This window comes from Bacteroidota bacterium, from assembly GCA_017303905.1.
GTDB lineage: Bacteria > Bacteroidota > Bacteroidia > B-17B0 > Aurantibacillaceae > JAHEYG01.
The window spans coordinates 329,171-341,406 of record JAFLBH010000001.1 but is presented as its reverse complement, the minus strand read 5'-3'; the positions used below and the strand labels follow the sequence as shown (position 1 = coordinate 341,406).

General features: G+C 37.3%; 9 protein-coding genes. 5 read left to right on the top strand and 4 right to left on the bottom strand.

Features of this window, described 5'->3' with window-relative positions; genetic code table 11:
• Positions 1-143 precede the first annotated feature (143 nt).
• Positions 144-2,888: a TonB-dependent receptor gene (locus J0L69_01430; GenBank protein ID MBN8691821.1), complete on the top strand. Its 2,745-nt coding sequence runs from the start codon at positions 144-146 to the stop codon at positions 2,886-2,888.
• Positions 2,881-3,594, top strand: a complete 714-nt coding sequence (locus J0L69_01425; protein MBN8691820.1) for a GLPGLI family protein — start codon at positions 2,881-2,883, stop codon at positions 3,592-3,594. Before J0L69_01430 ends, J0L69_01425 begins: the two co-directional genes overlap by 8 nt.
• Positions 3,595-3,655: 61 nt before the next feature.
• Here the strand turns inward: J0L69_01425 and J0L69_01420 are convergent, their stop codons facing one another.
• The 3 genes from J0L69_01420 to J0L69_01410 are packed head-to-tail and all read right to left on the bottom strand — an operon-like array spanning position 3,656 to position 7,166.
• The gene (locus J0L69_01420) at positions 3,656-4,420 is read right to left on the bottom strand and encodes a succinate dehydrogenase/fumarate reductase iron-sulfur subunit (protein ID MBN8691819.1); all 765 of its coding nucleotides are present in this window, start codon (positions 4,418-4,420) and stop codon (positions 3,656-3,658) included.
• Between the two features lie 40 nt (positions 4,421-4,460).
• Positions 4,461-6,449 carry a fumarate reductase/succinate dehydrogenase flavoprotein subunit gene (locus J0L69_01415; protein MBN8691818.1) on the bottom strand — a complete coding sequence of 663 codons (1,989 nt, stop codon included), beginning with the start codon at positions 6,447-6,449 and terminating at the stop codon, positions 4,461-4,463.
• Between the two features lie 27 nt (positions 6,450-6,476).
• On the bottom strand, positions 6,477-7,166 hold the full coding sequence (locus tag J0L69_01410) for a succinate dehydrogenase cytochrome b subunit (protein MBN8691817.1): 690 nt from the start codon (positions 7,164-7,166) through the stop codon (positions 6,477-6,479).
• Positions 7,167-7,430: 264 nt separating this feature from the next.
• On the opposite strand from J0L69_01410, the gene J0L69_01405 reads away from it, so the two are divergent.
• Genes J0L69_01405 through J0L69_01395 form a run of 3 tightly spaced genes read left to right on the top strand, consistent with a single transcriptional unit; the run spans position 7,431 to position 10,339 of the window.
• On the top strand, positions 7,431-9,245 hold the full coding sequence (locus J0L69_01405) for an ABC transporter ATP-binding protein (protein MBN8691816.1): 1,815 nt from the start codon (positions 7,431-7,433) through the stop codon (positions 9,243-9,245).
• Positions 9,246-9,248: 3 nt separating this feature from the next.
• Positions 9,249-9,710, top strand: coding sequence for a hypothetical protein (locus tag J0L69_01400; GenBank protein MBN8691815.1), 462 nt, complete (start codon positions 9,249-9,251; stop codon positions 9,708-9,710).
• Positions 9,711-9,712: 2 nt separating this feature from the next.
• Positions 9,713-10,339: a VTT domain-containing protein gene (locus tag J0L69_01395; protein ID MBN8691814.1), complete on the top strand. Its 627-nt coding sequence runs from the start codon at positions 9,713-9,715 to the stop codon at positions 10,337-10,339.
• 30 nt (positions 10,340-10,369) lie between these two features.
• Here J0L69_01395 and glmS read toward each other — a convergent pair whose 3' ends face one another.
• Positions 10,370-12,214: a glutamine--fructose-6-phosphate transaminase (isomerizing) gene (gene glmS, locus J0L69_01390; GenBank protein MBN8691813.1), complete on the bottom strand. Its 1,845-nt coding sequence runs from the start codon at positions 12,212-12,214 to the stop codon at positions 10,370-10,372.
• Positions 12,215-12,236: the final 22 nt, after the last annotated feature.

The window sequence follows — 12,236 nt, the reverse complement described above, 5'->3', positions numbered from 1 at the left end:
TTTTATTACTAGGACTTTAAAAATCAGTATTTTATGTCTATTGTTGTTAAATTTTCTAAATTAAACTGAGCGCAAAAGGGCATTTTATACATTAGCCTCTGTAACTTTTTTAAAAAAGGAGAATTATACCTACGGATAATTATATGCTAAAAAAACTAACGCTCGCCATACTATTATTTTGCGTAATCACGATACCGGCGCAGCAGTTAAAGTTATCCGGCAACATGAAGCAAGATTCTGCTACGGCAGGATTAGTTTCGAACTCCGTATTAATGGCTTTAAAATTTAAAGATTCCACGTTGGTTGGTTATTCACGATTAAACAAAAATGGTTTTTTTACTCCTATTAAAGTTCCATTAGATACGTATTTAGTTGTAATCTCTAATCCTAACTTCAGCGATAAAACTTTATTCTTAGTTCCTAATCCAACCGACTCAGCCTTTAATTTCAAAAACATTGTATTGCCTCCAAAATCTATTTCTTTAAATGAAGTGGAGATTGTAGCACATAAAGATAAGATGTACTATAAGGGAGATACGTTAATGTTTACGGTCGATTCATTTAAAGTAAAACAAGATGCAACGGTAGAAGATTTATTGAAAAAATTACCCGGTGTACGAGTGGATGCATCAGGAAAAATTACAGTTCAGGGTAAAGAAGTGAGTCAGGTTTTAGTGGATGGTGATGAGTTTTTTGGTACCGATCCAACTGTCGCTACAAAAAATTTAAATGCGGCATCGGTAGAAAACATTCAGGTGTATGAAAAGAAAAGTGAAGATGCCGAGAGTAAAGATGAAACCGTTAAGGTCATGAACTTGCAACTAAAAGAAGAAGCGAAAAAGGGTTACTTCGGTAAGGTTGCGGGAGCAAGTGATTTTCAAAAGTTTTATGAAGGAGATGTTTTAGTAAATAGGTTCAAGAAGAATAGAAAGTTTTCTTTGTTTGGATTAGCAGCTAATACTCCTAAAGATGGATTTGGATGGGATGAAATTGATAAATACGGATTAAATAACGAAAACAATTTTAATTACGATCCGGAAACAAATTCATGGAGTGGATGGAGTGAAAGAAAAGTAGGGGTACCGCAAACCTATAAAGGTGGATTTTATTTCAATGATAAAATCGGTAAAAAGATTAAACTGAATACTGATTACTCATTCCGACAAAATAATTTAACTACAGGTCAGGAAGTGAACACGCAGTATTTTTTAGAAGACACCAGTTACACAAACAAGCAAGTGGTGAGTAATTCAAGCATGAATCAAGGCCATACCTTTAATTTACGCTGGGAACAAAAATTAGATTCGCTTACCGAACTTACCATCAAGCCAAAAATTGTGTATAATACATCCAACACTAACAATAGTCAAAGAGATGAATTTATTTCTGCTTCCGATACATTAACGCGCTCAACACAAATTACAACAAAAGGCACAAGCGAAACAATTGATGCCAATGTGTTGTTGCGTTTAGTTAGGAACTTTAAGAAAAAGGACAGACAGTTTACGGTTACCTATCAGCCATCTTATTATAACGCGCTTAGCAAAACGAATTTGAATACCGATTTCAGATATTATCTCGGACAGGCGGCCGATTCATCTTTATTGCAAAAGCGAACACAGGAAAATTACAGATTGGAGCACAATGCTACAATTAATTACATTGAGCCGCTGAATAAAAAGTTTAAGGTTGAAGTAGGCGGCGGCTTTTCTCACAACGAAAATAAAAATAACCGGACGACTTTGGACTTTGACGGACTGGCGTACGATGCTTTTAACACAACACAATCGAACAATTTTGAAAACAAACGAATTACCTCCAGAGCGGGAGCCAAATTGATTTACGATGTAAAGAAATACCGTTTTAGCATCGGAACAAACTATCGTAATGTATATCAGGAAAATTTTAATGTAACAAGCGGGCAACTTTTAAGCAGGTCTTTCAATAATATTTTACCTACAGCTAACGCTATGTTTCGCATCAATCAAGGTTCTAACCTCAACATATTCTATAATATGAATGCGCAATTACCGGAGCTTCGTCAAATGCAACCGGTAACGGATAATAGCGATCCGAATAACATTTACATTGGTAATCCGGATTTGAAACAGCAATACAGCAACAACATCAATCTTAATTATTATTTCTATAAAGGGATCAGTGATATTAATTTTTATGGTGGCGGAAATTTTACCAATACTCTGGATCAAATCAGTAACAAAACTTATTTTGATTCAATTGGTCGTGCGGTGTCAACGCCGGTTAATGTAGACGGAAATTATTTCGCTAATATTTATTTGGGAGGAGGAGTTCCTGTTTTTAAGCGCTTATTTAAGATTGATTACAACTTTAGCGCGAGTCATAATAATAATGTTGGGTTTGTAAATAATGAGAAGAATATAACACAAAATACCAGCTTTTCTCCCGGATTATATCTAGAGAAGGAATTTGGTGATATTGCTGAAGCGCGTATTGGTGGAGACTACGATTATAATATTCCAAAACAAACAATCAGTCTTCAAACCAATCAGCCGTATTACAGTTACTCTCTGGAGGCTTCTTTCCGATTAAAATTATTTGAGCGATTAGTAATTGAGGCCGAAGGCAGATATGTTGACAATGGAAACAGAGCCAATGGTTACAATATTAATTATACTATTGTCAATGCTGCCGCAAAATATTCTTTCTTAAAGGCTAAAAATTTAATTGTTGGTATTGACGCGAATGACATTTTAAATCAAAACATAAACAATCAGCGTTTTGTTACCAATAACAGAATTGTGGATACTAAAACGCAAATCATCCGTCAATACTTTTTATTACGTTTAACATACAAGTTTACCAGCCAAAAACCAAAGGCCGGAGAAGAGGAGGAAGAGTATGACTAGGTTAATCTATTTATTGGTTTTTGTTTTTTTATCAGCATTAACGAATGCTCAAATCACGTATGGAAAAATTACCTATGAGCGTAAGACTAATTTGTATAAGCGATTTAAGGATGACAATGTAAAAAACTGGATTAAAGAGGAGGACAAAATAAAACTGGATTATTTCGAACTATATTTCAACGATACATGTTCCGCATTTCGTCCGCAAGAAAGTGAGCTAAAAGAGAATTTTGCCTGGGCTACTTCAAAAAACAGAGTGTATCAAAATTTTAATAATTCAAATCGTTACACTATAAAAGATATGTGGGGCGAGGAAATTCATTTAACGGACAGTTTGTTTATACGCAAATGGAAGATGACTGAAAATACGCGTAAGATTGCCGGATATAATTGTCGTAAAGCAGTGTGGCAAGCAAATGACACAACAAGAATTTACGCCTGGTTTAGCTATGACTTAATGACCTCCACAGGCCCTGAAAGTTTTAATGGATTGCCAGGTGTTATATTAGGATTAGCAACAGAAGACGGAGGTATAGTTTATTTTGCAAAAAAAGTTGAATTAATAAAACCCGATGCAAGCAATCTTTTACCTCCTAAGAAGAAGAAGGTGCGAAACGTAAACGAATTAAAGAAGGAGATGGAGAAGGAGTATGGAAAGGAGAAATGGTTTAAGGAAATGTGGAACTCGCAGTTTAATATTTGGTAGTTAGTATGTAATAAAAAAGCCGCTTGATAAGAGCGGCTTTTTTTATGAATGTATGTTTTGATTAATCTTTGCTTGTTGCACTTGCCCACAAATATTCACGGTTCATACGGGCAATGTTTTCTAATGAGATTGATTTCGGACATTCAGCTTCGCAAGCACCTGTGTTCGTACAGTTACCAAATCCTTCTTCGTCCATTTGCTTTACCATGTTTAATACACGTTGTTGTGCTTCAACTTTTCCTTGAGGTAATAAAGCTAATTGAGAAACTTTCGCTGATACAAACAACATGGCCGAACTGTTTTTACAAGCAGCAACGCATGCACCACAGCCGATACAAGCCGCTGCATTAAACGCTTCATCCGCATCCGGTTTAGGAATTAAAATATTGTTAGCGTCTTTCGCGTTTCCGGTATTAACGGACACGAACCCTCCGGCAGCCATAATTCTATCGAATGAAGAACGGTCAACTGCTAAATCTTTAATTACTGGGAATGCTGCACTTCTCCAAGGTTCTACAACAATGGTATCACCATCTTTAAAGCTGCGCATGTGTAACTGGCAAGTTGTGACACCTTCTTTTGGTCCGTGCGGACGGCCATTAATGTACATGCTGCACATTCCGCAAATACCTTCACGGCAATCGTGATCGAAAGCAATAGGTTCTTTTCCTTCGTTAATTAACTGTTCGTTAACTACGTCGAACATTTCAAGAAAAGACATATCAGGAGAAATTCCCTTCGCATTGTAAGTTTCAAATTTACCTTTGGTGTCTTTATTTTTTTGTTTCCAAACCTTTAAGGTAAGGTTCATATTTCCGTGGCTCATATTTTTAATTCGTTAATTCGACAATTTGTTAGTTTGGCTATTAAGCGTAGTTACGTTGTGCAAGTTTGATGTTTTCAAACTTCAACTCTTCTTTATGTAATTCAAAATTGCTTTCGCCTTTGTATTCCCATGCAGCAACATAAGCGAAGTTGTTGTCATCACGTAAAGCTTCTCCATCCGGAGTTTGATATTCTTCACGGAAGTGACCACCACAACTTTCGTTACGGTGTAAAGCATCTTTACACATTAACTCACCAAGTTCTAAGAAGTCTGCAACGCGGTGTGCTTTTTCTAATTCAGGATTAAACTCATTCGCGTCACCAGGTACACGAACATCTTTCCAAAACTCTTCACGCAATTTTTGAATTTCAGTAATTGCAGAAGTTAATCCTTCTTTATTACGAGCCATGCCGCATTTATCCCACATAATTTTTCCTAAACGTTTGTGGAAATAATCAACCGACTTGGTTCCTTTATTATTGATTAGTTTGCTTATTCTTTCTTGTACTTCCGCTTCTGCTTTTACAAATGCTTCGTGATCGGTTGGAATCGCTTTGGTTCTGATTTCTTCAGATAAATAATCACCAATAGTATACGGAATCACAAAATAACCATCCGCTAAACCTTGCATTAATGCAGAAGCACCTAAGCGGTTAGCGCCATGGTCAGAGAAATTCGCTTCACCTAAAGCGTATAATCCCGGAACGGTAGTCATCAAATTATAGTCTACCCATAAACCACCCATTGTATAGTGAACGGCAGGATAAATACGCATTGGAACTTCATAAGGATCTTCACCGGTAATTTGTTTGTACATATCAAATAAGTTACCGTATTTTTCTTTTACAACTTCTTTACCTAAACGAATGATTTCGTCTTTGCTTGGATTTTGTAAACCTAATTTATTGGCTTCAATTTTTCCGTAACGCTCAGTGTTAGCGGCAAAATCTAAGTATACAGCCATTTTACTTGCACCTACACCATAACCGGCGTCGCAACGCTCTTTCGCAGCACGTGATGCTACGTCGCGTGGAACTAAGTTACCAAATGCAGGATATCTTCTCTCTAAGTAATAATCTCTTTCATCTTCAGGAATGTCGTTTGCTTTACGCGGATCATCTTTCTTTTTAGGAACCCAAATACGTCCGTCGTTACGTAACGACTCTGACATTAACGTTAATTTTGATTGGTGATCACCACTCACCGGAATACAGGTTGGGTGAATTTGTGTGTAACAAGGGTTTCCAAAGAACGCACCTTTCTTGTGTGCTTTCCAGGCTGCAGTTACGTTACTTCCCATCGCGTTAGTAGATAAGAAGAATACGTTTCCATAACCACCGGTACATAATAATACAGCGTGACCAAAATGACGCTCTAATTTTCCTGTTACTAAATTACGGGCAATAATACCACGGCACTTGCCATCGATGTTAACGATGTCCATCATTTCGTGACGTGCATACATTTTAACAGCACCCATACCAACCTGACGTTGTAATGCGCTATATGCACCTAATAATAATTGCTGACCGGTTTGACCTGCTGCATAAAATGTACGTTGTACTTGAGTACCACCAAATGAACGGTTGCTTAATGTTCCGCCGTATTCACGTGCAAAAGGCACACCTTGAGCAACACACTGGTCGATAATGTTTCCGGATACTTCCGCAAGGCGATGTACGTTAGCTTCGCGTGCACGGTAGTCACCACCTTTAATAGTATCGTAAAATAAACGGTAAACCGAGTCACCATCGTTTTGATAGTTTTTCGCAGCATTTACACCACCTTGTGCAGCAATAGAGTGTGCACGACGCGCAGAATCTTGAAAGCAAAACGCTTTTACTTTGTAACCCATTTCCGCTAATGTAGCAGCCGCTGATGCGCCCGCTAAACCTGTACCTACAACAATAACTTCCAAGCTACGTTTGTTGGCAGGGTTAACTAAGTGTACTGTTGAACGGTATTTGGTCCATTTGTTTTCAAGCTGTCCTTCAGGGATTCTTGAGTTTAATTTTGGTGAACTGGCCATATATTTAAAAAATGTTTATTCGTAAAACTATTTAATGATGTTAAAGTGCATAGCAATAGGCATTGCGGCAAAAATTATAGGAATTAATATAGAGAAAATAACACCGGCAGTTTTAATCATGGGTGTATATTTCTTGTGATTTAAACCTAATGTTTGAAATGCAGATTGAAAGCCGTGTAATAAATGGTACGCTAATGAAATCATAGAAAGGCAATACAAAACTACAACCCAAGTGTGTTCAAACACTTCCTTCATTTCGCCAAACATAGTTTCTTGTCCGGGTAAAGCATCCGCTGCACTGTGCGCGATATGATCGGTAAATCGTGTTACAACCCAAAAATGTTTTAAGTGGATAATTAAAAACATTAAGATGAGTGTTCCTAATAAACCCATCCAACGGCTATACCAAGTAGAGTTTGCACCGCCATTGGTAACAGCGTAGGCTACAGGACGTGCTTTGCGATTTTCAAGAGTTAAGACTAATGCTTGCACGATGTGAAGAATGATGCCAAGGAAAAGCACAATCTCCATGGTTCGAATTAACCAATTGGTGCCCATAAATTCAGCGCCTTTATTAAAAGTTTCACCGCCATCATTCACAAAAATGAGGGCATTAATAAAACAGTGTACTAATAAAAACGATATTAAAAAAAGGCCCGTTAAGCCCATTAAAAATTTTTTGCCAATTGATGATTTAAGTAATCCGCTTTTGCTCATAAGTAATGAATTGAAATTGTATATAAACCGCACAAATGTAAAAACCATAACACTTAATATCAAGCAATTGTTTAGCTTATTACACTCCGCCTTAAACTAGTTATCAACCGCAGCCACAATGCCCTGTTTTTTAGCAGGAAAGCTCTATTTAGAAGCTTTATAAATAAGAATTTAGCCTAAAATTGGATAGGCTCTGCTTTTTGGTAGATAAATTGCTTTTTAATTCGACAAAATTTTCCTTACTTAGATGCCCTTAACTCACTTATGCTCAATAAAGAAGTACTATTAGAGGTAAAAAATCTGGTTACCGATTTTAAAACGGAAGATGAATATGTTAGAGCCGTTAATGATGTGAGTTTTACTTTACACAAAGGTGAAACAATTGGTATTGTAGGAGAGAGTGGTTCCGGTAAGTCTGTTACAGCACTTTCCATCATGCAATTAATTCCCAATCCTCCCGGAAGAGTAAGTGGCGGACAAATATTATTTCATACCAAAGATCACCGTACCATTGACCTCACTAAAATTTCCGCTAAGGAAATGCGAAGCTTGAGAGGGAATGATATCGGAATGATTTTCCAGGAGCCAATGACTTCATTGAATCCTGTTATCAAGTGCGGTGAGCAAGTGATGGAAGCTATTATGCTTCATCAAAAAGTGAATAAACGTGCGGCAAGATTACGTACACTCGAATTGTTTTCGCAAGTACAATTGCCAACACCTGAATTAATTTTAGATCGATATCCTCATCAATTATCAGGCGGACAAAAACAACGTGTGATGATTGCTATGGCAATGAGTTGTAATCCAGCCATTCTTATCGCTGATGAACCAACAACAGCTCTTGATGTAACAGTACAAAAAACCATTTTGGATGTGATGCTAGATTTACAGCGTCAAAACAACATGGGCATTATGTTTATTACCCACGATTTGGGTGTAATTGCTGAGTTGGCCGATAAAGTGGTGGTGATGTATAAAGGAAAAATTGTTGAGCAAGGTTTGGTAATGGATATTTTCTCCAACCCAAAACATCCTTATACAAAAAGTTTATTGGCTTGTCGCCCGCCATTAGATAAACGTTTAAAGCGTTTGCCTGTAGTGAGCGACTTTATGAAACGTGATGAAAACGGAGAGATAATAGAAATTCCTAAATCCGTTACTGAGGCTATTGGAAGTGTAATTATTACAGAGAACGAAAGAAAAGAAGCGCACAAAGCATTATATAGCGGCGACAAGATTTTAGAAATACAAAATTTGAAAACGTGGTTTCCGGCTACTAAATCATTTTTCGGACGCACGTTGACGTATACAAAAGCAGTTGATGATGTTTCTTTTGATGTTTACGAGGGAGAAACCTTAGGACTGGTAGGAGAAAGTGGTTGCGGTAAAACAACCTTGGGCCGGACAATTTTAAAATTGGCGGAAGCTCACGAAGGAAAAATTTATTTCAAGAAACAAGAAGTTTTAAGATTGACGGAAGATGAATTCAGGCCTTTACGCCGTAATATGCAAATCATTTTTCAGGATCCGTATTCTTCTTTAAACCCACGCATCACTATTGGAAATGCTATTATGGAGCCCATGAAATTTCACAACATCGGAAGCTCTAATAATGATAGAAAGGAAAAAGTTTACGATTTATTAAAGAAGGTAGGATTAGAGGAAAAGCATTTTCAACGTTATCCACACGAGTTCAGTGGTGGTCAGCGTCAGCGTGTTTGTATTGCACGCGCATTGGCGGTTAATCCTCAGTTTTTAATTTGCGATGAAAGTGTAAGTGCATTAGACGTAAGTGTGCAGGCGCAAGTGTTGAACTTATTGAACGACCTTAAGAAAGAATTTAAATTCACGTATATTTTTATTTCCCACGATTTAAGTGTAGTTAAATTCATGAGCGATCGCATGGTTGTAATGAACAAAGGAAAGGTGGAAGAAATTGGAAATGCCGACGACATCTATCACAATCCTCAAAGTGATTATACAAAGAACCTTATTAATTCTATTCCGAAGGGCCGACTCGAAGACATTACTTCAAGTATTGAAAAGAAAAAATCGGCGAGCCTGGTTAATTATTAATTGGTGAAGAATTCACTCATCATAATTTTTGTTTTTTTTACCGGCGCTCTCTTTTCGCAAGACAAAGGAATCTCCAAATCAATGGCAGAAATAAGCAAAGCCGATACCGTTTATTTTGTAGCCGATAATTCAGGCTGCTTTAATGCCTATATTTTAGAAGTGAAAATGTGTAAGCAAAAGCGTGGCGATCGAAAGTTAATTATGCGAACGGATTCAAAAACCGAAGAGAAAAAAATTTCCGCCAAAGAATTCAAGACTTTCATGAAAAACTATGAAAATTCAGTGAATCATTTTATTGGTATTGATAATGGTAAATGTACATCAATAACAGAGTTTGATTTGTATCGGAGATATAACAGGGAGAAAACAACTTCCGTTAAATTTAAAAACACAACTTGCGAAGCAGAGTTTAATCCGGAAATGTTTCTGCAAAATTTATTGCGCGTAAAAACAGGCGTTAAATAATCATGTTCGATTTTTTAAAACAACTTACCGACCCGGAAAGCATCATTAAATACGGAGGCTTTGGATTGTTGTTGTTTGTGATTTTTGCTGAGACAGGTTTACTGATTGGTTTTTTTCTACCCGGTGATAATTTGATTTTTATAGCGGGATTGCTGTGTGCAACAAAACCTGAGTTAATGAATGTAAGTTTCTCGGTTGCTTTAGTAGGCATGATGATTGCTGCGATAATAGGAAATGTTTTTGGGTATTGGTTCGGCAAAAAGGCAGGCACCAGATTATATAGCCGTAAGGATAGTTTTTTATTCAAGCAAAGTCATGTGGATATAACCAGAGCCTATTATGAAAAACACGGAGGTAAAACATTAGTGTTAGGAAGATTTTTGCCAATCGTTAGAACGTTTGCACCGATAATAGCAGGTGTTATTAAAATCGACTTTAAAAAATTTATGGCGTACAATATTATAGGCGCAGTAGCTTGGATTGGTAGCATTGCAAGCATAGCTTATTTTTTAGGCATTCGTTTTCCGGAAGTAGAAAACTATTTAGGCTATATTTTTATTGGCTTGATTGTGTTAACCGCCTTGCCAATTGTTTGGAACCTTATTAAAAGAAAAAAAGCACAACTGTAATTGTGCTTTTAATACTCAGTTTAATTACGTTTATTCTACAGTAACACTCTTTGCTAAATTTCGAGGTTGGTCAACATTACATCCGCGCATTACTGCAATGTGATAGGAAAGCAATTGTAATGGAACAACAGAAATAAGTGGAACTAAAGCTTCATCGGTTTCAGGAATTTCAATAGTATAATCAGCCATACCTTTAACATCTTTGTCGCCTGCGGTAACAACGGCAATCACTTTACCCTTTCTTGCTTTTACTTCCTGAATATTGCTTACTACTTTTTCGTAGTTAGCTCCTTTGGTTGCAATTACAAACACAGGCATTTCTTCATCAATCAAAGCAATCGGACCGTGTTTCATTTCGGCTGCAGGATAACCTTCAGCATGTATGTATGAAATCTCTTTTAATTTTAAAGCGCCTTCCAACGCAACAGGGAAGGTGTAGCCTCTTCCTAAGTAAAGCGCATTGCTTGCGTCTTTATATTTGAAGGCAATCTCTTTAATCTTATCGTTTAATTTTAAAACCTCTTCAATTTTATTTGGAACAGCTTCCATTTCAAACAAAATCTGACGGTAGCGACTCTCCGGCATAGTGCCTTTAATACGGGCCACGTGTAAAGCCATTAAGGTAAGTACAGTTACTTGTGCTGTAAATGCTTTTGTTGATGCAACCCCAATTTCCGGTCCGGCATGCGTATAAGAACCGGCATGCGTAGCGCGCGGAATAGAAGAACCAACTACGTTACAAACACCAACAATGGTAGCGCCTTTTGCTTTTGCTAATTCAATCGCTGCTAAAGTATCAGCTGTTTCTCCACTCTGAGAAATGGCGATAACAATATCATCCGGATAAATAATCGGATTTCTGTATCGGAATTCTGACGCGTATTCTACTTCAACCGGTATACGTGCGAACTCTTCAAATAAATATTCTCCTACTAAACCGGCATGCCAGGATGTTCCGCATGCAATGAAAATAATACGTTTTGCGTTCTTGAATTTTGCTTCGTGTTCAACAATACCACCTAATTTTACTTCACCGTTTTCAGCATGTAATCGTCCGCGCATACTGTCTTTCACTGAGCGCGGTTGCTCATAAATTTCTTTCAGCATAAAGTGATCGTAACCACTTTTTTCAATCGCTTCCAATTCAATTGTTAATTCTTGTACGTAAGGCGTAACTTCTTTATCCTTTAAACTGCGAATCTTTAAATCTTCTCCTCGGCGAATAATGGCTACTTGTTCATCTTCAAGATATACTACGTTTTTTGTAAACTCAACTATTGGTGAAGCATCCGACGCGATGAAAAATTCATCATGACCAATACCGATTACCATCGGACTTCCTTTTTTCGCTGCTATAAGTGTATTCGGATCACTTTTATCCATGACAACAATAGCATAAGCGCCTATCACCTGATTTAAGGCAGCGATAACCGCATGCCCTAGTTTCATTTTTTCGTGTTCTTTAATGTCTTCAATTAAATGAATAAGAACTTCTGTATCTGTTTGAGATAAAAAAGTATGTCCGCGTTTTTTTAAACCTTCTTTAATGGCAGCATAATTCTCAATGATTCCATTGTGAATCATCACTAAATTTTGTGATTGAGAATAGTGTGGATGGGAGTTAACATCATTTGGTTCACCGTGCGTAGCCCAACGCGTGTGACCAATCCCAATGTTGCCACTGATGTCTTTTCCGGAAGCAAAAGCTTGCAAGTCGCTTACTTTCCCCTTTCGTTTATAAACATTCAGTTCTCCTTTCGGATTTAACATCGCAACACCGGCACTGTCGTAGCCACGGTATTCTAAACGGCCAAGGCCTTTAATTAAAATAGGATAAACCTCGCGGTTTCCAATGTATCCAACTATTCCGCACATAGTAAAAAGAAAATATTACTGC